Source organism: Stutzerimonas stutzeri, assembly GCF_002909485.1.
GTDB lineage: Bacteria > Pseudomonadota > Gammaproteobacteria > Pseudomonadales > Pseudomonadaceae > Stutzerimonas > Stutzerimonas stutzeri_AH.
The window spans coordinates 163,880-186,055 of the sequence record NZ_PPXG01000006.1 but is presented as its reverse complement, the minus strand read 5'-3'; the positions used below and the strand labels follow the sequence as shown (position 1 = coordinate 186,055).

Below are 22,176 nucleotides of genomic sequence, written 5' to 3'. Positions count from 1 at the left end.
TCGTCAGTCTACCGTCCATGATGGCCTATTGATATAAATGCGCCGTCAGCGTCGAGATGAATGGCTGCTGTTGCCGTAATCCAGTGCTGTCGGGCGCCAGTCGATGTCGCTCGCAGGCTGCGGCCGGGCAAAACCGTAGCCCTGCCCATAGTCGCAATTCTGGGCCAGCAGGAATGCCGCCTGGTCCGCAACCTCGATGCCTTCAGCGACGACCTTCAGCCCCAAGTTGTGCGCCAGGCTGATGACCGAGCGGGTAATGGCAGCATCTTCACGATCTGCCGGCAGCCCTCTGACGAACCCTTGGTCGATCTTGAGCTTGTGCACATTCATGCGCTTTAGTCGTTGCAGCGATGAATAACCGGTACCGAAGTCGTCGATTGCCAGTTGAACGCCGAGCGCGCGCAAGCGCTGCAACAATTCCAGCGCTGCGTCCGGGTCCTGCATGACAGCGCTTTCGGTGATCTCCAGCTCCAGATAACGGGCGTCCAGCCCGCTCTTGGCCAGAATGGTCGCTACCTGCAGATCAAGGTCACCGTTGCCGAACAGCCGACTGGAGATATTCACCGCGATGAATCCAAGCGTGCGACCTTGGGCAAGCCATTCCCGGGCCTGGTTACAGGCTTGCTCCAGCACCCAATGGTCGATAGCTCCTATCAAGCCGGTTTCTTCGGCGATGGGAATGAAGATGTCTGGCGCTACAAGGCCTTTTTGCGGATGCTGCCAGCGGACCAGGGCTTCGAAACCAGCGATCGTGCCTTGGAGCAGATCGTAGATCGGCTGAAAATGTAGACGTAATTGCCCTTGCTCCAAGGCCTGACGCAGCGCCGCGACCAGTTCGACGCGTTGGCGTGCCTGGCTGGTCAGCTCTTCGGAATAGAACGCATAAGTAGAGCGGCCACTGCTCTTGGCCTTGAACAGCGCTGAGTCGGCGTTGCGCATCAGCTGCTCGACATTTTGCACATCGGTCGGATACGGATAGAGCACGATGCCGATGCTGGCGCTGCTGAACAGCTCCTGCCCTCCGAGGTTGAAGGGCTCGTTCAGGCGATCAAGGATGCGCAATGCCAGGGCGGTGGCTTTTTCGGCGCCGTAGCCTTCGCAAAGCAGCGCGAACTCGTCGCCGCCAAGTCGGCCGAGCGTCATGCCTTCCTCCAGCCCGCTGGTCAGCCGAGCGCTGACGGTTTGCAATAAGGCATCGCCCAGGCTATGACCAAGGCTTTCGTTGATGTCCTTGAAATGATCGAGGTCGATCAGTAGCAGGGCACCGCTACGCTTGCTCGCTCGTGCTCGCTCGAGGTCTTGCTTGGCGCGCTCGGTGAATAGCAGGCGATTCGGCAGATTGACCAGCGGGTCGTAATGGGCGAGCTGGTCAAGTTCCTCGCGGGAGCGTTTCAGCGCCGAAAGATCGGAGAACACCGCTACGTAATGGCTGAGATTACCCTGGTTGTCGTGGATACAGCGCAGGTTCTGCCATTGCGGGTAAACCTCGCCGTTCTTGCGTCGGTTCCAGATCTCGCCGCTCCATTCCCCATGTTCTTTCAGCGCCAGCCACATCTGCTTGTAGAAGGCCGCGTCGTGCTTGCCGGAGGCGAAGAGCTTGGGCGTCTGCCCGAGTACCTCGGCGGTGCTGTACCCGGTAATGCGGCTGAATGCAGGATTGACGTGCACGATGTGCTGGCTTGGATCGGTTACCAGAACGCCTTCTTGGGTGCTGTCGAAGACCGCAGCAGCCTGTTTCAGGCTGGTTTCCTGCACATGCTGAGCGAGCTGCTGCTCGTCGAAGCGGCGAAAGTGCTGCCGGCCGAGCACGAACAGCAGGGCGCTGGTGAATGACACGAACAGAGCGCCTTTGCCCATGTGCCAGGCCTGGCTGTCATCGCCTTTGACCAGGTTGCCGATGAGCGTGTCGCCGAGAAGAATCCACAGCATGGCCAGGAGGAAGTAGGCCAGGGTCAGCCGGACGAGGTGCGTGTTCATCGTTGCTCTTGGGTCCGATCGAGATACTGCACAGTCAAACCTCATCGCACACGGCGAGCGGAAGGAACATCGTATACACAGGTAGTGCTGCATCCTGCTGCGCCCGCGGTGCGACATACTGGCCTAAAGCCAGCTCGGCCACCAGTCCGGGCGGTCGGGTTTGATTCGCTGCAGGTAGTGCCCGCCCCCGAGCTGGCGCATCTGTTGGCGAATCCAGGCGGCGCGATTGTTCACATACCCGCTCGGCTGGCCTGCATGCCATTGCCGCGGATTGGGCAGCACCGCAGCCAGAAGGCTGGCCTGTCGGGTAGATAAGTACGATGCGCCGATACTGAAATGAAGCTGTGCCGCCGCCTGCGCACCGAAGATGCCATCACCCCACTCAACGCTGTTGAGATAAACCTCGAGGATGCGCTGCTTGGGCCACAGCAGTTCGATCAGTGCGGTGAACCAGGCTTCCAGGCCTTTGCGCGGCCAACTGCGGCCGGACCAGAGGAACAGGTTCTTCGCCACCTGCTGGCTTAGCGTACTGGCGCCACGTAGTGAGCCGCCGCTCTCATTGTGGCTGAGTGCCGCGCGAATTGCTGCGACGTCGAAGCCCCAGTGGTCGGCAAACTTCTGGTCCTCGGCAGCGATCACCGCCATCTTCAGATCGTCCGGCAGCTCGCGCCAGGGCCGCCAGTCGCGGGTCAGGTCGATAGTTTCGCCTGTGCGCCAGGACTCTATCTTGCGCTCGATCATCAAAGCGGTGAACGGCGGCGGGACCCAGCGAAACAACAGGACCAGCAGCACCGATAGGCCGATCAGCCAGAGCAGCAGTTTGGACAGGCGCAGTAGAAGGTTTCGCAACATGGCACGTGGTCGTGGGCGAAAAGAGCCGGCATTATAGCGACCGTTCAAGTCCTCGACTGGAAAAGGCAATGATTCGTTCTTATCTCGTGCTTGCCGCCCTGTTCGGTTTCACTGGCGTGGCGCTCGGCGCCTTCGCATCCCACGGTCTCAGGACTCAGCTGAGCCCCGCCTATCTGGCGGTTTTCCAGACGGGCGTGCAGTACCAGATGATTCACGCGCTGGCCCTGCTCGCTGTCGCGCTGCTTGCATTGCAACGGCCCAGTCGCCTACTGACAGCTGCTGGCGCACTGTTCGTCGGCGGCATCCTGCTGTTTTCCGGCAGCCTATACCTGCTCACGCTGAGCGGAGTCGGGCGGCTGGGCATGATCACACCGATAGGTGGCACAGCCTTCCTCGCAGGCTGGCTCTGCCTCGCTCTGGCGGGATGGCGCCTGCGCGCTTGAGCGGGACGAACGGCCGCGGGCTTCGCGTTGGTGGTATGGGTGATTCGGGCTAGAATGCTGTCCCCTTTTCGCAATGGCGGCGAACAGTATGCAGATTCAGTTGAACGGCGAACCTTATGAGCTGCCAGCCGGCGAGACGGTGGCGGACCTGCTGGTGCGTCTTGAGCTGAGCGGACGCCGCCTGGCGGTCGAGCTCAATCGGGACATCGTGCCGCGCAGCGCGCACGCGTCTACCGAGCTCAGCGAAGGCGATCATATCGAGGTGGTCCACGCCATCGGTGGCGGCTAGCCGCTTGCGCTCCTCCGAATCACGCCGCCTGTGCGGCACCCTGTCCGCAGCAATACGTCCGAACGAGGATTTCCCATGCGCCCAGTTCCGAACGACAAGCCCTTTACGCTGGCCGGTCGCACCTATCAATCGCGCCTGCTGGTAGGTACCGGCAAGTACAAGGACCTCGAGGAGACGCGCGCAGCCATCGAAGCCTCGGGCGCCGAGATCGTCACCGTCGCCGTGCGCCGCACCAACATCGGTCAGAACCCAGGCGAGCCGAACCTGCTCGATGTGATCAGTCCCGAGCATTACACCATCCTGCCGAACACCGCCGGCTGCTTCACCTCCGAAGACGCGGTACGCACCTGCCGCCTGGCCCGTGAACTGCTCGACGGTCACAAGCTGGTCAAGCTGGAGGTACTGGCCGATCAGAAGACGCTGTTTCCCAATGTGATTGAAACCCTCAAGGCCGCCGAAGTGCTGGTCAAGGACGGTTTCGACGTGATGGTCTACACCAGCGACGACCCGATCATCGCCCGCCAGCTGGCCGAGATGGGCTGTATTGCGGTAATGCCGCTGGCTGGACTGATCGGCACCGGCCTGGGCATCTGCAATCCGTACAATCTGCGCATCATTCTCGAGGAAGCCACGGTTCCCGTACTGGTGGATGCCGGGGTCGGCACCGCCTCGGACGCCACCATCGCCATGGAGCTGGGTTGCGAAGCGGTGTTGATGAACAGCGCCATCGCCCATGCGCAGAATCCGGTACTGATGGCCGAAGCCATGAAGTACGCCATCGAGGCCGGCCGCCTGGCCTATCTCGCCGGGCGCATGCCGAAGAAGCTCTACGCCAGCGCCTCGTCGCCGCTGGACGGGCTGATTCGCTAAAACGGCTCATGGCCGACCTCGACGTCGTGTCGAGGTCGGCTTTTTTATTTCTCGCAGGTAGACCATGACAGAGCAGACCCCCGCGGCCGAAGAGCAGCAAACCGAGCACCGCCGTACCATCAAGAGTTTCGTGATGCGTGCCGGTCGCATGACCGAAGGCCAGCAGCGCGGTCTGGAACAAGGCTGGCCGAAGTTCGGCTTGGCGCTCGAAGACGGCCTGCGCGATTTCGACGAAGTGTTCGGCCGCAGCGCGCCGCGCACTTTCGAAATCGGCTTCGGCATGGGCCATTCCACGCTGGAAATGGCGGCAGCGGCGCCGGATCAGGACTTCATCGGCGTGGAAGTGCATAAACCCGGTGTCGGCGCGCTGCTGAGCGGACTTATGTCACAGAAATTGAACAACGTGAGGGTCTACAGTTGCGACGCCTTGGAGGTGCTGCGCGATTGCGTGGCCGATTCCAGTCTGGACCGCGTACTGTTGTTCTTTCCGGACCCATGGCACAAGAGCCGCCATCACAAGCGCCGCATCGTGCAGCCGGCTTTCGCCGAGCTGATACGCAGCAAGCTGAAGATCGGCGGCGTGCTGCATATGGCTACCGACTGGGAGCCCTATGCCGAATACATGCTTGAGGTAATGAGCGTCGCTCCGGGCTATCGCAATCTGGCTGAAGACGGGCGCTGCGTGCCGCGACCGGCGGAGCGGCCGGTAACCAAGTTTGAACGACGTGGCGAGCGGCTCGGCCATGGTGTCTGGGATCTGAAGTTCCAGCGCATCGACTGAGCGAAATCACGACAAGCAGTATCCGGGACCGCCGCCGGGCCGCCTTGTAGGCGGTAACCGGTCAGCGCCGTCGCTTGCCACACTCAATCGAGAGCCGCAACAGCGGCCAGGGACAAGTGCCTGCCAGGAAGGCACGCCTGCCACACCGTATAACAATGCAACGCCGACGGCTGGGAACACCAAGCAGTGCCCAGCGTCGTGCGCAATCGGGGGGGAGTAGACGATGTACGGAAAGATCGGAATTCTGTTGTTGGCGGCCTGTGCCGCTTGGCAGGCTCAGGCAAAGGTAGACAGTACCGAGGCTGCCCGGCTGGGGCAGGACCTTACTCCGCTGGGGGCGGAACGAGCTGGCAATGCGGCCGGCACAATCCCGCCCTGGACGGGTGGCGTTGCACCGCCAGCCGGCTACGAGTCGGGAATGCACCATCCCGACCCGTATGCGTCGGATACGATGCTGTATCGCGTTGATCGGACCAACCTCGACCAGTATGGCGGTCAGCTCTCCGAAGGTTTGAAAGCCTTGCTGGAGCGCTATCCGGATTACCATCTACGCGTTTTCCCGACTCGTCGCAGTGCTTCGGTACCGCAACGCATCTATGACGCCACACGCTTCAACGCTGTGAGCGCTGAGCTGATCGCCAACGGCAACGGCATTCTAGGGGTTGCAGCCGGAATCCCCTTCCCGATTCCGCAGAGCGGCATCGAGGTCATCTGGAACCATATTCTGCATTACAAGGGCGACCAGACCCACATGGTCAACAACCAGGCAGTGGTGATCGGTGGCAGGGCCAACTACATCAAGCGCGACCGGCATGTTTACTACGTCTACAACCGCGAGGGGATGACTCAAGGGGATCTGGACAATACCGTGCTGTATTACAAGTATCGGGTTACGGCGCCCGCCAAGCTCTCCGGTACCGCGCTAGTGGTACAGGACCCGCTGGATCAGGTGCTGACCACCCGCAAGGCTTGGCGCTACAGCCCGGATGATCGCCGTGTTCGCCGGCTGCCTTCGCTGGCCTATGATTCACTACAGCCCGACACCAGCGGCCTGGCGACGGCAGATGTAGTCGACTCGTTCAATGGTGCGCCTGACCGTTATGACTGGGAGCTGCTCGGCAAGCGCGAGATGCTGATGCCCTACAACAGCTATGCGGTGCACCAGAAGGGCATTCCCTACGACACCATCGTTCAGCCGCGAACGCTGAATCCCGAGCTGCTGCGCTACGAGCTGCATCGCGTCTGGGTGGTCGAGGCGACATTGCGCAAAGGCTTCGGTCATCTCTACGACAAACGTCGGTTCTATATCGACGAGGACAGCTGGGCGATCCTCGCAGTCGACTTGTATGACGAGAAGGGTGCCCTGATCGGCCTGCAGGAGAGCCATCCGATCAGCTATTACGATGTGCCGATGTTCAACAGCACGCTGGAAACGCTGTACCACCTCAAGGACGGCAACTACTTCGTCGATGGGCTGGACAACAACGAGCAGATGTACGATTTCGACGTGAAGCTGAACCCTCGCGACTTCTCGCCCCAGGCGCTGCGCCGCGGCGGAAACTGATCCTAGGCCACGGATGAAAAAAGCCGCCCTGCAGGGCGGCTTTTTCGTTTTCGGCCGGGGTCGCTTATAACGATTCGCTCGCCGCCAGGCTGACGCGCGTTCCGGCGCTGCCTTGGACAATCGCTTCGATATCGCCAAGCGAGCCGATCACCGCGACCTTGCCTGTGTTGCGAGCGAACTCGCAGGCTGCTTGCACCTTCGGGCCCATAGAACCTGCAGCGAAACCCAGGCGTTCCAGCTGGTCGGGATGCGCTTCATGGATGCGCCGCTGCTGTGGTGTTCCCCAGTCCAGATAGGCGCCATCGACGTCGGTGGCGATCACCAGCAGGTCGGCGTTCAGCTGTTCGGCCAGCAGCGCCGAGCACAGATCCTTGTCAATCACTGCCTCCACACCTTGCAGCCGTCCGTTCTGGTCATACACCGTAGGGATTCCTCCTCCCCCGGCGCAGATCACCACGCTGCCTTTCTCCAGCAGCCAGCTGATCGGCCGAATCTCGAAAATGCGCTTCGGTCTTGGACTGGCGACTACGCGGCGAAAACGGTCACCGTCCGCAGCAATGCTCCAGCCTTTTTCCTTGGCTAGTTGTTCGGCTTCTTCACGACTGTAGACAGGTCCGATGGGTTTCGTGGGCTTCTGGAATGCCGGGTCGTCGGCATCCACCTCCACCTGTGTCAACAGGGTTGCGAAGGGCACCTCGAACGGAAGGAGGTTGCCCAGCTCCTGCTCGATTATGTAGCCGATCATGCCTTCGGTTTCTGCGCCAAGCACATCCAGCGGATAGGTAGGGACGTCCTTGTAGGCGGCACCTTGCAATGCCAGCAGCCCGACCTGAGGACCGTTTCCGTGGGCCACCACCAGTTCGTTGCCCGGCGCGATCCGTGCGATCTGGGTACACGCAATCCTGACATTCTCGCGCTGGTTTTCCGCGCTTAAAGGCTCCCCTCTGCGAAGCAGGGCATTACCGCCCAATGCGACTACGATACGCATGTGTGTTCCTCCGAAGTGCGCCCGCGGAGCGGGCGACAGGTGGATCAGATGTCGGCGAGGGTTGATACCAGGATCGCCTTGATGGTGTGCATGCGGTTCTCGGCCTGTTCAAAGGCTATGCACGCGGGCGACTCGAATACCTCTTCGGTAGCCTCGATACCGTTGGCCAGGTGCGGATAGCGCGCGGCGATCTCCTTTCCGACCTTGGTTTCGCTGTTGTGAAATGCTGGCAGGCAATGCATGAATTTTGCCCTTGGATTGCCGGTTGCCTGCATTAGCGAAGGGTTTACCTGATAAGGCAGCAGCTGCTCGATACGCTCGGCCCAGGCCTCGACCGGCTCACCCATCGATACCCATACGTCGGTGTGGACGAAATCGACGCCCTGGACTGCGACCTGCGGGTCTTCGGTGAGCAGCAGCTTCGCGCCGCTTTGCTCGGCGAACTCGTTGCACGCCTTGACGTGCTCTTCGCTTGGCCACAGCGCCCGCGGAGCCGCGATGCGCACATCCATACCCAGCTTGGCACCGATCAATAGCAGCGAGTTACCCATGTTGTTACGCGCGTCGCCGAGGTAGGCGTAGCTGATCTGGTGCAGCGGCTTGTCGCTGTGCTCGCGCATGGTCATGACGTCAGCGATCATCTGGGTCGGGTGGTATTCGTCGGTCAGGCCGTTGTAGACAGGCACGCCAGCGTAGCGGGCGAGCTCCTCGACGATTTCCTGCTTGAAGCCGCGGTATTCAATTGCGTCATACATGCGACCGAGCACCCGGGCGGTGTCCTTCATGCTCTCCTTGTGGCCTATTTGCGAGGAGTTGGGGTCGATATAGGTAACGTTGGCGCCCTGATCGTAGGCGGCCACCTCAAATGCGCAGCGGGTGCGGGTCGAGGTTTTCTCGAAGATCAGCGCGATATTTTTGCCTTTGAGATGCTGGCGCTCAGTGCCGGTGTATTTGGCGCGCTTGAGGTCGCGGGAGAGGTCGAGCAGATAGCGCAGCTCGCGCTCGTTGTGGTGCATGAGGCTTAGCAGGCTGCGGTTATGGATGTTGAAAGCCATGGTGAAGATCCTCTTTGCGCAGGGCGTGCCGGCCGGAGACCGGCACGTTGATCCGAGATCAATAGTCGAGAGCGTCGCGAATGATCGGGCAGGTCATGCAGTGGCCACCGCCACGGCCGCGGCCCAGCTCGCTGGCGCTGATGGTGATCACCTCGACACCGGCCTTGCGCAGCTGGGTATTGGTGAAGGTGTTACGGTCATAGCCGATCACGACGCCGGGTTCGAGGGCCACGACGTTGTTGCCGTCATCCCACTGCTCGCGCTCGACTTCGTAGCTGTCGCCGCCGGTCTCCACCACCCGTAGTGCAGGCAGGCCGAGTGCTTCGGCGACCACCTGGAGGAAGCTTGCGCTCTCGCGGCGCAGGTCGATGCCGCCTGGTTTGCTCTCGTCGGGCCGCAGGCTGAACGGAATGATGCCGCTCACCACCTCGGGATATATGGTCACCAGATCGCGGTCGCAGAAGCTGAACACGGTATCCAGGTGCATCGCTGAGCGAGACCGCGGAAGGCCTGCAACGATCACCCGCTGGGCGGCGCCATGATTGAACAGCGACTGTGCCAACTGGCCGATGGCCTGGCGAGAGGTGCGCTCGCCCATCCCGATCAACACCACTCCGTTACCGATCGGCATTACGTCGCCGCCTTCGAGGGTGGCCAGGCCGTGGTCGAGTTCGGGGTCGCCGTACCAGACCTTGAAGTCCTTGCCGGCGAACTCGGGGTGGAAACGATAGATCGCGGTGGTGAGCAGCGTCTCCTGACGCCGTGCCGTCCAATGCATGGGGTTTAGCGAGACGCCACCGTATATCCAGCAGCTGGTGTCGCGGGTAAAAATCGTGTTGGGCAACGGTGGCAAAATGAAACTTGAGTGGCCGAGGTAGTCACGGAACATGCTGACGATTTCGCCGCTCTGGGTGCCGGGCAGGTCGCTGCCAGATACACCGCCAATCAGGTATTCAGCGAGTCGTCGCGGCTGTTGTTCCTCGAGCCAGCTGCGAACCTCGTTTTGCAGGCCGATGCCCACTTGGTTGGGCGTGATCTTGCGGTCGAGGATCCACTTCAATGCTTCTGGATTGGCCACTGTTTCGGTCAGCAGGTTGTGCATTTCCAGGACTTCGACGCCGCGTTCTCGCATCTTGGTGACGAAGTCGAAGTGGTCACGCTTGGCCTGGTTCACCCAAAGCACATCGTCAAACAGCAGCTCGTCGCAGTTGCTTGGGGTCAATCGCTGATGGGCCAGGCCCGGCGAGCAGACCATTACCTTGCGCAGCTTTCCAGCTTCGGAATGGACGCCCAGCTCTGGTGTTTGCGGGGTCATGTCTGTACTCCTTGCAGTCTTCGCACCTGTGGGTGCTTAGTGGCTCGCCACCGCTTTTGGCGGTGGTCGAGGATTGGCGGAACTTGCTTCCGGTGATCAGAGAGAGAGGAATCCGTCGTACAGCCCGTAGGCGGCGATCGCCGCACCGATCAGTACCGCGGCGAAAATCAGTTTCTCCAGCGAGGTGAACACCGGCTGCCCGAGTTCACGTTTGGCCTTGGCGAACAACAGGGCGCCCGGGGCGTAGAGCAGTGCGGACAGCAATACGTACTGGATACCGCCGGCATAGACCAGCCATACCGCATATAGCGTTGCGATCACGGCTGTGAGCAGGTCCTTGCGTCGTTCACCCGGTGCAGTCTCGTAGCCTTCGCCACGCACACCGAGCAGCAGCGCGTAGGCGGCCGACCAGAAATAGGGCACCAGGATCATCGAGGTAGCCAGGTACAGCAGGCTCAGATAGGTCGAGGCGCTGAACAGGGTGATGATCAGAAATAGCTGGATCAGGCCGTTGGAGAGCCATAGCGCGTTTGCAGGAACGTGATTGGCATTCTCCTTGCGCAGGAAGCGGGGCATGGTGTCATCGCGCGCGCTGGCAAAGAGAATCTCGGCACAGAGCAGGGTCCACGACAGCAGAGCGCCGGCCAGTGAGACCACGAGCCCGACGCTGATCAGGATCGCCCCCCAGCGCCCTACCACCTGTTCCAGAACGCCAGCCATGGAGGGGTTCTTCAGGCCGGCCAGCTCGGCCTGGCTCATGATGCCCATCGACAGAACGTTCACCAGCACAAGCAGTGCGAGCACGCCGATGAATCCGATCACCGTGGCTTTACCGACGTCGCTACGTCGCTCGGCACGTGCCGAATAGACGCTGGCGCCCTCGATGCCGATGAACACCCACACCGTCACCAGCATCATGTTGCGCACCTGCTCCATGACGCTGCCAAGCTCAATGTTGCCGCGCCCCCAGAAGTCGGCTGTGAACACGTCCAGACGAAACGCCACGGCGGTGATGACGATAAAGAGCAACAGAGGCACGATCTTGGCGATGGTGCTGATCAGGTTGATGAACGCCGCCTGCTGGATGCCGCGTAGAACCAGCAGGTGTACGCCCCACAGGACCAGCGAGGCGCCGATCACCGCCGGCAAGGTATTGCCCTCTCCGAATATCGGGAAGAAATAGCCGAGTGTGCTGAAAAGGAGGACAAAGTAGCTGACGTTGCCGATCCAGGCACTGATCCAGTAACCCCAGGCCGAGGAAAAGCCCATGTAGTCGCCAAAGCCGGCCTTGGCATAGGCATAGACACCGGCATCGAGTTCCGGCTTGCGGTTGGCCAGGGTTTGGAAGACGAAGGCCAGGCTGAGCATACCGACCGCGGTAATTGCCCAGCCGATCAGAATGGCACCGGCGCTGGCGCTAGCCGCCATGTTCTGTGGCAGGGAAAAGATTCCGCCACCGATCATCGATCCCACTACTAGTGCAACAAGAGCGCTGAGTTTCAGTTGTTTCGAAGCCGTGGCCATGGTTCTGTCTCCTTTGCAAATCAAAGCAGCTAAAGCCATTAAATGCCTGGCAGTGCGACGGTGTGATGACCAGCGTCAAGAGAACCAGTGTAGCGGGGTGCAACGATCGTGCTGTCTGTTGGGGCGTGAGCTAGACAGTTCGGCGCTCAGACTCGGGGTGCGTCAGAATGGACCTGGAAAGGGGGGTATGCAGTGTTCAGATCCGGTCATGCGGTGGTCAGTCGGCCCTCATCGAAGGCTTTCTCCGGCTATCACCTTGTTCTCGATTACCACGTGGAAGGGTTGGAACAGAAGCCAGAATGGGCGTGCTTTCATTTGCACGGGACCGTCGATCGTACGCCGATCGACGAAGTGTTCCGCATGCATCGCGACGTCGCTTGCAATTTTCTACAGCATGTTCGTCAATCCCTGCGCAAACAGGGTGCCGCTCTGCACTCGGACGTCCTGTTTGCCTTTCATGCCGACTATGATCCTATGTTCAAGGATCTGCGCCAGCAGCTGCATTGCGTGCCTGGCGAGCCGATCGATCTTGACCGCTTTTTGCGTGAAGGCTGACCGCGCTAGTTGCGATCAGCGATCACCCCGATCAGGAAGAACACCAGCAACAGCACAGGCGCCAGGCTGTAGTTGTTCAGATGGGAAAGACCCTGGGTCATCCACGGTGTCAGGAACACGATGGCCAAGCCATAGCCCACCGCGCATACCAGTACGAAGATCAGTGTGCGGAAAAAGAAGTTGAGGCTGCTGACAGCGCCCTTTACCCATGTGTTGATCGCCGGGCCGAACAGTACGAAAAGCGTGGCCATCAGCGCCAGTGAGATATCGGAAAGGTGGCTGCGGCTCCAGCGCGACAGCGTGACGATCAGGTCGAGTAGCAAATCCATGCGGTGTCCTTAAGGCAGGAAGCTTTGTAGCAGGTCGTTGAGAAAAAGCTGGCCCTTGGCGGTTGCGACGAGACGTGTAGGGTCTGGCATCAGCAGACCGCGAGCTTCGGCGTCGCGCCGCGGGCCGGCGAGTACGTCCAGCGCCAACCCGGTGCGCTGAGTGAACAGCATGGCCGGCACGCCGTCGGTGAGGCGCAGCACATTCATCAGGAATTCGAAGGGTAATTCATCGGCAGTTAGCTGCTTTTCACCAGCGCGAAAGGCCTTGGCCGGGTCGAGGTAGTCCTTGGGCAGGCGGGTCTTCCAGCTGCGCAGGATGCGCCCGTCGGCGTGGCTGAGCTTGGCGTGGGCGCCGGCACCTATGCCGAGGAAATCGCCGAAGGCCCAGTAGTTCAGATTGTGCCGTGCCTGCCGACCTGGCTGGGCATAGGCCGAGGTCTCGTACTGGCGGTAGCCGTGTTCGGCGAGTAGCGCCTGGCCAGCTTCCTGGATGTCCCAGAGGGTGTCGTCTTCGGGCAGCTGCGGCGGCTGGCTCCAGAACACCGTGTTCGGCTCCAGCGTCAGCTGGTACCAGGACAGGTGCGTCGGCTGTTGGGCGATGGCGATGCGCAGGTCGCCTAGGGCATCGTCCAGGTTCTGATCCGGCAGGCCGTGCATGAGATCGAGGTTGAAATTGTCGAACCCGGCGGCGCGGGCCATATCCGCAGCGCGAATCGCTTCGCTGCCATCATGAATACGACCGAGTGCCTTGAGCTTGTCGGCCTGGAAACTCTGCACGCCGATCGACAGCCGGTTGATGCCGAGCTGGCGATAGTCGCGAAACTTGGCCTGTTCGAAAGTACCGGGATTGGCCTCTAGGGTGATCTCGATGTCCTCGGCGAAACCGACCAGCCGCTCCAGACCATCGACAATCGCCGCCAGCGCCTTGGCGGAGAACAGGCTCGGTGTGCCGCCACCAAAGAAGATCGAACTCAGTCGGCGACCCTGGACGTGCTCGATATCAGCGTGAAGATCGGCCAGCAGCGCAGCGACATAGGCTTCTTCGGGCAGCTCGGGTCCGGCCGTATGGGAATTGAAGTCACAGTACGGGCACTTGCGCACGCACCAGGGAATATGGACGTAGGCCGCCAGTGGCGGCAGTTCGAAGCCTGCCACCAGTGCCCCGCCGTTCATGCCGTCGTTAGCGGTTCGCGATGCTGCCGCTTTCATATCCCCAGCCGCTGCTTGAGCAGGGCCATGGCGCGTGCACGGTGGCTGAGCTGGTTCTTTTGCGCGGCCGGCAGTTCGGCGCTGGAGCACTCGCATTCCGGTACCCAGAACAATGGGTCGTAGCCGAAACCGTGCTCGCCGCGCGCTGCATGCAGGATGCTGCCGTGCCAGAGACCCTCGCAGATGATCGGCAGTGGGTCGTCGGCGTGGCGCACCAGCACCAGGGCGCAGACGAACTGCGCGCCGCGCTCGGCATCTGGAACATCACGCAGGACATCCAACAGCTTGGCATTATTGGCCGCATCGCCCCTGCCGTCGGCATAGCGCGCCGAGTAGATGCCCGGTGCGCCGCCAAGGGCGTCGACGGCCAGGCCGGAATCGTCGGCGAGCGCCGGCAGACCGGATAATTGCGCGGCGTTGCGCGCCTTGAGAATGGCGTTCTCGACGAAGGAAAGACCGGTTTCCTCCGGCTCGATGGTGCTGAACTCAGCCACAGAGCGCACGCGTACGGCGTCGCCGAGCATGGCCTGGAGCTCCTTGAGTTTGCCGGCGTTATGACTGGCCAGCACCAGTTCGGAAAAAGACATCATCGGTCGGGGAAGACTTCCTGGGTGAACTCGAAGCTGATCGGCTGTGCACCGGTCGGCTGTACGGTGAGGCTGAAGCGCAGGGTTTCCTGCGAATCGAAGGGGTACTGTGCAAGGTAATAGAGCGCCTCTTCGCCTTCCTTGAGTTGCTTGAAGGACAGAGAGCGATCCTGGCCGAGCAGGTTCTTCACCTGGCCGCTGACCTGTGCCGCCACCGGCTTGCCGTCCTTGAGCACCGAGACATTGAGCACGCCCTGGGTCTTACTACGTGTGAGACCAGCTGCCGCAGCGATATCGGGCTGCAGGAACCCGGAGTTGAAAGCGATGTAGTGGATGTCGTAGCCGCCGACGCTGTGCTTGCGCTCGGTCACTGCCGGCAGCGTAAGCAGTGCGGCCAGTAGGCCGATGAGAACTCGCTTCATGTGTTTTCCTCCAGCGTTGAACCGCTCAGCGGGTAGGTCCCGTGACACGGTAGATGCCGATCTCGCCCAGCAGATTTGGCCAGATTCGACTGGCCCAACCGTGCCTGTGATCTCGGTCGACGGCAAGGCGCTCGAGCACCCTGGCACCGCTTTCTTGGCATAGCCGCTCGAAATCCTCGAACGTACAGAAGTGAATGTTCGGTGTGTTGTACCAAGTGTAGGGCAGGAACTCCGATACCGGCATGCGGCCTTTGCTTGCGAGGTACCAACGGCAGCGCCAGTGGCCGAAATTGGGGAAGGTGATGATGCACTGACGACCGACGCGCAGCATTTCCTTCATCAGCTTGTCGGGGTAATGCACGGCCTGCAGGGCTTGTGTCATCACCACCATGTCAAAACTGTCGCTAGCGAAGTTGCCCAGCCCCAGATCGAGATTCTGCTCGATGACATTGACGCCCTTGTCTATGCAGGCGGCAATGTTGTCCGGATCGATTTCCAGGCCGTAGCCGCTGACCTGCTTGTGGTCGCGTAGCCAGGCCAGCAGCTCGCCGTTGCCGCAGCCGAGGTCGAGGACTCGGCTGCCGGCCGGAATCCACTCTTGGATGATGTCCAGATCGGCGCGCATCTTCGTTCCTTATACGGCTATGCGGTTCATGTAACCGCGGAAGGCTTGCAGGTAGCGTGGGTTGGGGATCAGGAAGGCGTCGTGGCCCTGTGGCGCATCGATCTCCAGGTAACAGACGTCCTTACGGGCGGCGAGCAACGCGTCGACGATTTCCCGCGAGCGCTCTGGTGAAAAGCGCCAGTCGGTGGTGAAGGACATGACGCAAAAGCGCGCCTGGGCGACCTCGAAGGTCTTGGCCAGATCGTCGTCGTTGGCCGCGGCCGGGTCGAAATAGTCCAGCGCCTTGGTCATCAGCAGGTAGGTATTGGCGTCGAAACGCCCGGAAAACTCCTCGCCCTGATAGCGCAGATAGCTCTCGACCTGAAATTCCACGCTGTTGAAGTCGTAGTTGAGCTTCTCGCTCTTCAATCCGCGCCCGAACTTGGTGCCCATGGCGTCATCGGACAGGTAGGTGATGTGGCCGACCATGCGCGCCAGCATCAGCCCGCGCTTGGGAATCACGCCCATCTCCTGGAAGTGCCCGCCATGGAACTCGGGGTCGGAGAGTATCGCCTGGCGAGCCACTTCGTTGAAGGCGATGTTCTGTGCCGACAGCTTGGGGGCCGAGGCGATGGCCAGGCAGTGGCGCACTCGCTCAGGGTAGCTGATGGTCCATTGCAAGGCCTGCATACCGCCCAGGCTGCCGCCAATCACCGCTGCCCACTGGGTAATGCCGAGGCGGTCGGCCAGAAGTGCCTGACTGTGCACCCAGTCCTCCACTGTCACCACCGGGAAGTCTGCACCATAGGGCTTGCCGCTGGCCGGGTTGGTGCTGCTCGGGCCGGTCGAACCATTGCAGCCGCCCAGGTTGTTCAGGCTGACGACGAAGAAATGATCGGTATCGATGGCCTTGCCCGGGCCTATGCAGGAATCCCACCAGCCGGGTTTGCGGTCATCCATGCTGTGGTAGCCGGCGGCATGATGATGGCCGGAAAGTGCATGGCAGATGAGCACGGCATTGCTGCGCGCGGCGTTCAGCTCGCCATAGGTTTCATAGATCAGCTGGTAATCGGCTAGCGTACGGCCGCAGGCGAGTGTCAGTGGTTCGGCAAAATGCGCGACCTGCGGAATCACCAGGCCAACGGAATCGGCGGGAATGGCAGTGGGCATCGACCCTGGCTCTTGCTTGAAGAAGGCGGCAAAGTCTAAAGGTATGCGCGTTGCAATTCATCCTGAAATGCAACGCGAGGAAGGCTCTTGCCAATTCGTCGGTAGCGTCGAGAGGATTGGCCGCAGGCGTTAGCTGATCTGTGCGCTGGCCAAACTGACCACTTTTTCCTGCCGCCGCATCGGCGCTGGCCGTCGCAAAGCGCGCAGCATCTCCGCGGCCTGTGCCAGTTGCAGCTCCAGCTCGCCGCTGTAGCGAGTCAGCAGTTGCCCGCGCTGGCTATTTTGCTGGCTTTCCGTGGCCAGGCTCTTGAGCCGCAGGATGTGCGTCTCCAGCTGCTGCTTGTGCTCCAGGGAGTACTGCAGCAGTGGCGTCAGCGCATCCCCCGCCCATTGTTCGGCTTCCAGGCGCAGACGCTGATGCAAGCCGATGACTTCCTGCACCAGCGTGGAGAAGAAGCGCCGGGTCAGCGTGCGTTGTTCGGTAAGCAAGGTCTTGAGCTGCAGACGAAATTGGTCAGCCTTGCTCTGCAACGCTCGCAGCTCACGCTGATAAGGCTGCAGTTGGAACGTCGGTGGGTCGATACCGTGCAACGGGTTCTCTTCGTTGTGTCGGCGGTAGATCGCCGCAACCATCTTGTTGGCGCGTTCGGCCTCCTGCTCGAGGATACCCAGATCCTGTTCCACCGAGCGGAAGAAGTGCAGGATCGCCAGGTTGATGCCCAGCGTCGTCAAGCTTCCGGTAAGGCTGCGACGTAGTCGGGTCAGGTGCTCTTCGAGGCGCTCGGCGCGTATCGCTGCACGCAACAGTTCGCCTTGGCGTTGCAGTAGTCGCTGGTTGGTCTTCAGGTCGAGCAGGCGCTTATGGTGGCAGTTATGGTCGTGACGCGTGCGAGCGGTAAGCTCAAGCAGCATCTGCCCGTTACCCTGCTGATGGTTGGCCAGCATGTCACGCTGTTCGATGACCTTTTCCTGGCGCAGCTTGAGTGCATGCTGACTGTTCTGCACCATTGCCAGCACCTGGTGCACCACTTGATCTTCGAGCAGGCGTTCTTTCTGCGCCAGGATGCGCTGGCTGAGCAACTGTTCCAACTGATCCAGCTGGCTGCGTTCGAGCAGCGCGTGGTCGCCGCGAATCTTTGCCATCAGCGCCTGCTTTGCCGACAGCGGCAACACGTCTGCGCAGTCGATGCCCAGCTGCTGCGCAGTAGTGGCGCGGATCTCATCGATCGCTCGCTGCACGAAGACTTCGCCGGCCACATCGTCCCAGAGTACGTCGATCTTGTTCAGTACGGCGAACAGGCTGGCCTGGGTGTCCTCGTCGAGCTGGCGGATGTGCTGCTGCCAGATCTCCATGTCGCTGGCGGTCACGCCAGTGTCGGCTGACAGCAGGAAAACGATCGCCTGCGCATTGGGCAGCATCGACAGGGTCAGTTCCGGCTCGCTACCCAGCGCGTTCAGCCCTGGCGTATCGAGGATGCGCAGGCCTTGACGCAGCAGCGGGTGGTCGAAGTTGACCATGGCGTGGCGCCAGGCAGGCACCAGCACGGTATTGGCATTGCCGGCACTTTCCAGGCTTGCGGGATCGAAGCCCAGCTGGATCGCCTGCTCCACCGGCAGCGCTTTGGTCAGCGCCACTTGGGCGAATGCTTCGGCCATGCCATCGGCATCATTCGGGTCGAGCGGCAGGTTCAGCCACAGTCGTGGTGTGCGCTTGAGCTGGGCAATGCTGGTGTCCTGCAGGCGCGATTCAATGGGTAACAGACGGATATAGGAGCGTTCCGAGCGCGGATCGAACAGCAGCTCGGTAGGGCACATGGTGGTACGCCCGGCGCGTGAAGGCAGGATGCGCTGGCCGTAGTTGGAAAAGAACAGACTGTTGATCAGCTCGGTTTTGCCGCGCGAGTACTCGCCGACGAACGCGAGGGTGATGTGATCGGTGCGCAGCACCCGCAGCGCCCTTTCCAGGCGGGCCTCAACGCCCTCGCTGCTGAGCCTGTTGTGCGCCAGCCAACTGCGGTAGCGGGTGATCTCACGAATCAGGTCGCGCTTCCAGGTGACGTAGGCGTCTACCTGTCGATCGAGTCGTTCCATGCTCATCCAACTCCTGGAAGTGTGATTCGGCGAATTATCGGATCCGCCGTTACGAGGTCAATTCATTCGAAGCCTGGCGTGACCGAGCGGGCAAGCCAGGGGCACGGACGGTTGTCGCCGGTTCGAAGTCGTGTCTATTACTCGTTCACATCCCGCGATCGAAGTGCGGGGTAGGATGGAAACAGCCGAGAAAATGCAGTCTACGTGCTGGCAAGCGGCAAGCCGAGGCGCTTTACGCGCCAAGGTGCCGCGATGGCAAGAAACCGTGAACGACGTCTCAGATCAACATGCGCAGGATGTTGGGCATATGGGTCATGGTGGCGAGGTTGTTGACCACCAGCATGTCCAGCAGCTTGATCGCGAGAAAGGCGAATATTGGCGAAATATCCAACCCGCCGAGGTTCGGGAGCAGGCGGCGCAAGGGAGCCAACACCGGTTCGCAGAGCTGGCCGACCAATTGTGCCCCTGGGTTCTGGCTGCCGGGTGCCACCCAGGACAGGATGACGCTGATTATCAGTGCCCAGAAGAAAATGTTCAGAAACAGCCCAATGATGCCGATCACCGCCCAGATCAATAGCAGCAAGGGATTGCCGATGGTGCCGTAGGCAATCAGCAGGATCAGCGCCATCAGCACCGTCTGTACGATCAGCGCAAGGAGCAGCGAGGAGAGGTCCAGCGTACCCATGCTCGGGATGATGCGGCGCATCGGCCGCAGCAGTGGGTGGGTCGCCTTGACGATAAACTGGCTGAGCGGGTTGTAGAAGTCTGCGCGAACCAGTTGCAGGATGAAGCGCAGCAGCACGATAAGCAGGTAGAGGCTGCCCAGCGTCTGGATGACGAGAATCAGCGCTTGCGAGAGTTGGGACATGAATGCTCCTTATTGGCCCAGTTGTTCGGCCAGCTCGGCCGAGCGTTGTGCGGCGGCGTTCAACGCCTGCTGCACCAGTTGCTCGAAGCCGCCAGCCTGAAAGGCTTTGATCGCCGCTTCGGTTGTTCCGTTCGGCGAGGTTACGCGGCGGCGCAATTCGGCTGCATCGACATCGCCCTCACAGGCCATACGCGCTGCGCCGAGCGCAGTCTGCAGCGTCAGCTGTGCTGCGGCTTCCCTCGGCAGGCCTAGCTGCTCGCCAGCGGCGGTCATCGCTTCGATCAGGAGGAAGAAATAGGCTGGGCCGCTACCGGAAACGGCTGTTACCGCGTCGATCAGGTGTTCCTCTTCGAGCCACAACGCCATACCGACCGCCGATAGCAGTTGTTCGGCCTGCCGCTTCTGCGTGTCGCTGACGTGCGAGTTGGCGTACAGGCCGCTGACACCCTGGCGCAGCAAAGCCGGCGTGTTCGGCATGCAGCGCACGATTGCCTGCGGGCCTGGGCCGAGCCAACGCTGCAGGCTGTCGCAGCTGATGCCGGCTGCGATCGATACGATCAGTGGGGCATGATCCAAATGCGCGACCAGATCACGACAGACGGCCTGCATGACCTGTGGTTTGACCGATAGCACCACGACATCGGCGCCAGCCAGCGCTTCAGCATTCTGAGCGAACGTCTGGATACCGTGGTCGGCGCTGATCTTTGCGCGCTGCTCGGCACCTGGATCGCTGGCGCGGATGGCGTCCGCTGGGACGCCCTGGGCGCGCATCCCGCCGATCAGGCTGGCGGCCATGTTGCCAGCACCGATGAAGGCGATGCGGGGAGAGTTCATAGCGTTTCCTTTATTGAGGGCGCCCGTAGTCACGGGCGCCGAATAGTGCAGTGCCGATGCGAACCCAGGTCGCGCCTTCGGCAATTGCAGCTTCGAGATCCTGGCTCATGCCCATGGACAGGGTATCGAGTTTCAAAGGCAGCTCATCGCGCAATGTCCGCAGGCGGGCAAATGCTGCGTGCTGTTCAGCAGCATCGTCGCTGGGGGCGGGAATGCACATCAGACCACGCAGGTGCAGACGAGGCATTGCGGCGACAGCCTGCGCCAAGTCATTCAGCTCCTCTGGCGCGCAGCCGGATTTGCTTGCTTCGCCACTGACATTCACCTGCAGGCAGATGTTCAGTGGCGGCAGCTCGCCTGGACGCTGATCGGACAGGCGTTGGGCAATCTTCAGGCGGTCCACCGAGTGCACCCAGTCGAAGTGCTCGGCGATGGGCTTGGTCTTGTTCGACTGGATCGGACCGATGAAGTGCCAGACCAGCGGCAGGTCCGTCAGGTCGGCCTGCTTGTCCAGCGCTTCCTGTAGATAGTTTTCGCCGAAATCGCGCGCTCCGGCAGCGAAAGCGTCACGAATGGCGGCGGCTGGCTGGGTCTTGCTCACCGCCAAAAGCCCGACCTTGGCGGGATCACGATCCACAGCTTGCGCCGCCTCACGGATGCGTGTTCCGACCTTTGCAATATTCTTCTCTATCGTGGACATTACTTGCGCCCGCCGCCTTAGGGTCTGCGCGGCATTCTACCTGCTTGCTTGTAATTGGGGAGTCCCATGGATATCACAGAACTGCTGGCCTTCAGCGCCAAGCAGGGTGCGTCGGATTTGCACCTTTCCGCCGGCCTGCCGCCGATGATCCGCGTCGACGGCGACGTGCGGCGAATCAACCTGCCGGCCATGGACCACAAGCAGGTGCATGCGCTGATCTACGACATCATGAACGACAAGCAGCGCAAGGACTTCGAGGAGTTCCTGGAAACCGACTTCTCGTTCGAAGTGCCCGGCGTCGCCCGCTTCCGGGTCAACGCCTTCAACCAGAACCGCGGTGCAGGCGCGGTATTCCGGACGATTCCTTCCAAGGTGCTGACCATGGAAGATCTGAATATGGGCGAGGTTTTTCGCAAGATTACCGATGTGCCCCGGGGCTTGGTGCTAGTTACCGGACCGACTGGCTCGGGCAAGTCGACCACCCTGGCAGCGATGCTCGACTACCTGAACAACACCAAGTACCACCACATCCTCACCATCGAAGACCCTATCGAATTCGTCCACGAGTCGAAGAAGTGCCTGGTCAACCAACGCGAGGTCCATCGTGACACCCTGGGCTTCTCCGAGGCGTTGCGTTCTGCACTGCGTGAAGACCCGGACATCATTCTGGTGGGCGAAATGCGTGACTTGGAAACCATTCGCCTGGCGCTGACCGCTGCGGAAACCGGTCACCTGGTATTCGGTACCTTGCACACCACTTCCGCCGCAAAAACCATCGACCGCGTGGTCGACGTGTTCCCGGCCGAAGAGAAATCCATGGTCCGTTCGATGCTCTCCGAATCACTGCAGGCGGTAGTCTCTCAGACGCTGCTGAAGAAGGTCGGCGGTGGTCGCGTGGCAGCCCACGAGATCATGATCGGTACTCCGGCGATCCGTAACCTGATTCGCGAGGACAAGGTAGCGCAGATGTATTCCTCGATTCAGACCGGTGGTTCGCTGGGCATGCAGACGCTCGATTCGTGCCTCAAGGGTCTGCTCGCCAAGGGGCTGATCTCGAGGGACAGCGCCAAGGAGAAGGCCAAGCAGCCGGAAAACTTCTAAGAGCCTGCTCAGCAGATCGCGAAAAGGCTCTGAAACACCCCGGGCGCC

23 protein-coding genes are annotated in these 22,176 nt (G+C 61.1%); 7 read left to right on the top strand and 16 right to left on the bottom strand.

The annotated features are described in order from the left end of the window. Window positions 1-45: 45 nt before the first annotated feature. Window positions 46-1,977 carry a phosphodiesterase DibA gene (gene dibA, locus CXK91_RS15705; protein WP_103457047.1) on the bottom strand — a complete coding sequence of 644 codons (1,932 nt, stop codon included), beginning with the start codon at window positions 1,975-1,977 and terminating at the stop codon, window positions 46-48. Window positions 1,978-2,100: 123 nt separating this feature from the next. Next, the gene (mtgA, locus tag CXK91_RS15700) at window positions 2,101-2,829 is read right to left on the bottom strand and encodes a monofunctional biosynthetic peptidoglycan transglycosylase (protein WP_103457046.1); all 729 of its coding nucleotides are present in this window, start codon (window positions 2,827-2,829) and stop codon (window positions 2,101-2,103) included. A 68-nt stretch (window positions 2,830-2,897) separates the two neighbouring features. Here mtgA and CXK91_RS15695 point away from each other — a divergent pair, with 68 nt between their 5' ends. The 5 genes from CXK91_RS15695 (at window position 2,898) to CXK91_RS15675 (ending at window position 6,776) form a co-directional block, all read left to right on the top strand. Then, window positions 2,898-3,272: a DUF423 domain-containing protein gene (locus CXK91_RS15695; protein ID WP_103457045.1), complete on the top strand. Its 375-nt coding sequence runs from the start codon at window positions 2,898-2,900 to the stop codon at window positions 3,270-3,272. 73 nt (window positions 3,273-3,345) lie between these two features. Next, a complete protein-coding gene (thiS, locus tag CXK91_RS15690) occupies window positions 3,346-3,561 on the top strand; it encodes a sulfur carrier protein ThiS (protein ID WP_258035666.1) in 216 nt (71 codons plus the stop codon). A 75-nt stretch (window positions 3,562-3,636) separates the two neighbouring features. Further along, window positions 3,637-4,431, top strand: a complete 795-nt coding sequence (locus tag CXK91_RS15685; protein WP_103457043.1) for a thiazole synthase — start codon at window positions 3,637-3,639, stop codon at window positions 4,429-4,431. Between the two features lie 64 nt (window positions 4,432-4,495). Then, window positions 4,496-5,212, top strand: a complete 717-nt coding sequence (gene trmB / locus CXK91_RS15680) for a tRNA (guanosine(46)-N7)-methyltransferase TrmB (protein ID WP_103457042.1) — start codon at window positions 4,496-4,498, stop codon at window positions 5,210-5,212. A gap of 223 nt (window positions 5,213-5,435) precedes the next feature. Further along, on the top strand, window positions 5,436-6,776 hold the full coding sequence (locus CXK91_RS15675) for a DUF1329 domain-containing protein (RefSeq protein WP_103457041.1): 1,341 nt from the start codon (window positions 5,436-5,438) through the stop codon (window positions 6,774-6,776). A gap of 64 nt (window positions 6,777-6,840) precedes the next feature. On the opposite strand, the gene arcC is transcribed toward CXK91_RS15675, so the two are convergent. The 4 genes from arcC to arcD form a co-directional block, all read right to left on the bottom strand. Next, entirely contained in the window at window positions 6,841-7,764 is a 924-nt protein-coding gene (gene arcC / locus CXK91_RS15670) for a carbamate kinase (RefSeq protein ID WP_103457040.1), read from the bottom strand. 44 nt (window positions 7,765-7,808) lie between these two features. After that, complete coding sequence (locus tag CXK91_RS15665) at window positions 7,809-8,819, bottom strand: ornithine carbamoyltransferase (RefSeq protein WP_103457039.1); 1,011 nt, start codon at window positions 8,817-8,819, stop codon at window positions 7,809-7,811. Between the two features lie 58 nt (window positions 8,820-8,877). Next, window positions 8,878-10,134 carry an arginine deiminase gene (gene arcA / locus CXK91_RS15660; protein ID WP_103457038.1) on the bottom strand — a complete coding sequence of 419 codons (1,257 nt, stop codon included), beginning with the start codon at window positions 10,132-10,134 and terminating at the stop codon, window positions 8,878-8,880. Window positions 10,135-10,230: 96 nt separating this feature from the next. Beyond that, window positions 10,231-11,658: an arginine-ornithine antiporter gene (arcD, locus tag CXK91_RS15655; protein ID WP_103457037.1), complete on the bottom strand. Its 1,428-nt coding sequence runs from the start codon at window positions 11,656-11,658 to the stop codon at window positions 10,231-10,233. Between the two features lie 192 nt (window positions 11,659-11,850). On the opposite strand from arcD, the gene CXK91_RS15650 reads away from it, so the two are divergent. Then, window positions 11,851-12,213 carry a DUF5064 family protein gene (locus CXK91_RS15650; protein WP_103457036.1) on the top strand — a complete coding sequence of 121 codons (363 nt, stop codon included), beginning with the start codon at window positions 11,851-11,853 and terminating at the stop codon, window positions 12,211-12,213. 5 nt (window positions 12,214-12,218) lie between these two features. On the opposite strand, the gene CXK91_RS15645 is transcribed toward CXK91_RS15650, so the two are convergent. The 10 genes from CXK91_RS15645 to CXK91_RS15600 form a co-directional block, all read right to left on the bottom strand. After that, entirely contained in the window at window positions 12,219-12,542 is a 324-nt protein-coding gene (locus CXK91_RS15645) for a DUF3392 domain-containing protein (RefSeq protein WP_103457035.1), read from the bottom strand. Between the two features lie 9 nt (window positions 12,543-12,551). Beyond that, a complete protein-coding gene (hemW, locus tag CXK91_RS15640) occupies window positions 12,552-13,715 on the bottom strand; it encodes a radical SAM family heme chaperone HemW (RefSeq protein ID WP_103457179.1) in 1,164 nt (387 codons plus the stop codon). 32 nt (window positions 13,716-13,747) lie between these two features. Next, the gene (rdgB, locus tag CXK91_RS15635) at window positions 13,748-14,341 is read right to left on the bottom strand and encodes an RdgB/HAM1 family non-canonical purine NTP pyrophosphatase (RefSeq protein ID WP_103457034.1); all 594 of its coding nucleotides are present in this window, start codon (window positions 14,339-14,341) and stop codon (window positions 13,748-13,750) included. Further along, complete coding sequence (locus CXK91_RS15630) at window positions 14,338-14,760, bottom strand: DUF4426 domain-containing protein (RefSeq protein ID WP_103457033.1); 423 nt, start codon at window positions 14,758-14,760, stop codon at window positions 14,338-14,340. Before CXK91_RS15630 ends, rdgB begins: the two co-directional genes overlap by 4 nt. A 25-nt stretch (window positions 14,761-14,785) precedes the next feature. Next, window positions 14,786-15,385, bottom strand: a complete 600-nt coding sequence (gene metW / locus CXK91_RS15625) for a methionine biosynthesis protein MetW (RefSeq protein WP_103457032.1) — start codon at window positions 15,383-15,385, stop codon at window positions 14,786-14,788. A gap of 9 nt (window positions 15,386-15,394) precedes the next feature. Then, window positions 15,395-16,534: a homoserine O-succinyltransferase MetX gene (gene metX / locus CXK91_RS15620; protein ID WP_003282749.1), complete on the bottom strand. Its 1,140-nt coding sequence runs from the start codon at window positions 16,532-16,534 to the stop codon at window positions 15,395-15,397. 129 nt (window positions 16,535-16,663) lie between these two features. Beyond that, complete coding sequence (locus CXK91_RS15615) at window positions 16,664-18,631, bottom strand: dynamin-like GTPase family protein (protein ID WP_103457031.1); 1,968 nt, start codon at window positions 18,629-18,631, stop codon at window positions 16,664-16,666. 271 nt (window positions 18,632-18,902) lie between these two features. Beyond that, window positions 18,903-19,493, bottom strand: coding sequence for a YggT family protein (locus CXK91_RS15610; RefSeq protein ID WP_103457030.1), 591 nt, complete (start codon window positions 19,491-19,493; stop codon window positions 18,903-18,905). Window positions 19,494-19,502: 9 nt separating this feature from the next. Next, window positions 19,503-20,327, bottom strand: coding sequence for a pyrroline-5-carboxylate reductase (gene proC / locus CXK91_RS15605; RefSeq protein WP_103457029.1), 825 nt, complete (start codon window positions 20,325-20,327; stop codon window positions 19,503-19,505). A 10-nt stretch (window positions 20,328-20,337) separates the two neighbouring features. Next, window positions 20,338-21,027 (bottom strand): YggS family pyridoxal phosphate-dependent enzyme, encoded by a 690-nt coding sequence (locus CXK91_RS15600; protein WP_103457028.1) that lies wholly within the window; start codon window positions 21,025-21,027, stop codon window positions 20,338-20,340. A gap of 66 nt (window positions 21,028-21,093) precedes the next feature. Between CXK91_RS15600 and CXK91_RS15595 the strand changes: the two genes are divergently transcribed. Beyond that, a complete protein-coding gene (locus CXK91_RS15595) occupies window positions 21,094-22,128 on the top strand; it encodes a type IV pilus twitching motility protein PilT (protein ID WP_103457027.1) in 1,035 nt (344 codons plus the stop codon). The last annotated feature ends 48 nt before the right edge of the window (window positions 22,129-22,176 follow it).

Bases quoted from the DNA above. Each gene is read 5' to 3' on its own strand.
- dibA (WP_103457047.1), bottom strand. From the start codon at position 1,977: ATGAACACGCACCTCGTCCGGCTGACCCTGGCCTACTTCCTCCTGGCC.
- mtgA (WP_103457046.1), bottom strand. From the start codon at position 2,829: ATGTTGCGAAACCTTCTACTGCGCCTGTCCAAACTGCTGCTCTGGCTG.
- CXK91_RS15695 (WP_103457045.1), top strand. From the start codon at position 2,898: ATGATTCGTTCTTATCTCGTGCTTGCCGCCCTGTTCGGTTTCACTGGC.
- thiS (WP_258035666.1), top strand. From the start codon at position 3,346: ATGGCGGCGAACAGTATGCAGATTCAGTTGAACGGCGAACCTTATGAG.
- CXK91_RS15685 (WP_103457043.1), top strand. From the start codon at position 3,637: ATGCGCCCAGTTCCGAACGACAAGCCCTTTACGCTGGCCGGTCGCACC.
- trmB (WP_103457042.1), top strand. From the start codon at position 4,496: ATGACAGAGCAGACCCCCGCGGCCGAAGAGCAGCAAACCGAGCACCGC.
- CXK91_RS15675 (WP_103457041.1), top strand. From the start codon at position 5,436: ATGTACGGAAAGATCGGAATTCTGTTGTTGGCGGCCTGTGCCGCTTGG.
- arcC (WP_103457040.1), bottom strand. From the start codon at position 7,764: ATGCGTATCGTAGTCGCATTGGGCGGTAATGCCCTGCTTCGCAGAGGG.
- CXK91_RS15665 (WP_103457039.1), bottom strand. From the start codon at position 8,819: ATGGCTTTCAACATCCATAACCGCAGCCTGCTAAGCCTCATGCACCAC.
- arcA (WP_103457038.1), bottom strand. From the start codon at position 10,134: ATGACCCCGCAAACACCAGAGCTGGGCGTCCATTCCGAAGCTGGAAAG.
- arcD (WP_103457037.1), bottom strand. From the start codon at position 11,658: ATGGCCACGGCTTCGAAACAACTGAAACTCAGCGCTCTTGTTGCACTA.
- CXK91_RS15645 (WP_103457035.1), bottom strand. From the start codon at position 12,542: ATGGATTTGCTACTCGACCTGATCGTCACGCTGTCGCGCTGGAGCCGC.
- hemW (WP_103457179.1), bottom strand. From the start codon at position 13,715: ATGAACGGCGGGGCACTGGTGGCAGGCTTCGAACTGCCGCCACTGGCG.
- rdgB (WP_103457034.1), bottom strand. From the start codon at position 14,341: ATGATGTCTTTTTCCGAACTGGTGCTGGCCAGTCATAACGCCGGCAAA.
- CXK91_RS15630 (WP_103457033.1), bottom strand. From the start codon at position 14,760: ATGAAGCGAGTTCTCATCGGCCTACTGGCCGCACTGCTTACGCTGCCG.
- metW (WP_103457032.1), bottom strand. From the start codon at position 15,385: ATGCGCGCCGATCTGGACATCATCCAAGAGTGGATTCCGGCCGGCAGC.
- metX (WP_003282749.1), bottom strand. From the start codon at position 16,534: ATGCCCACTGCCATTCCCGCCGATTCCGTTGGCCTGGTGATTCCGCAG.
- CXK91_RS15615 (WP_103457031.1), bottom strand. From the start codon at position 18,631: ATGAGCATGGAACGACTCGATCGACAGGTAGACGCCTACGTCACCTGG.
- CXK91_RS15610 (WP_103457030.1), bottom strand. From the start codon at position 19,493: ATGTCCCAACTCTCGCAAGCGCTGATTCTCGTCATCCAGACGCTGGGC.
- proC (WP_103457029.1), bottom strand. From the start codon at position 20,327: ATGAACTCTCCCCGCATCGCCTTCATCGGTGCTGGCAACATGGCCGCC.
- CXK91_RS15600 (WP_103457028.1), bottom strand. From the start codon at position 21,027: ATGTCCACGATAGAGAAGAATATTGCAAAGGTCGGAACACGCATCCGT.
- CXK91_RS15595 (WP_103457027.1), top strand. From the start codon at position 21,094: ATGGATATCACAGAACTGCTGGCCTTCAGCGCCAAGCAGGGTGCGTCG.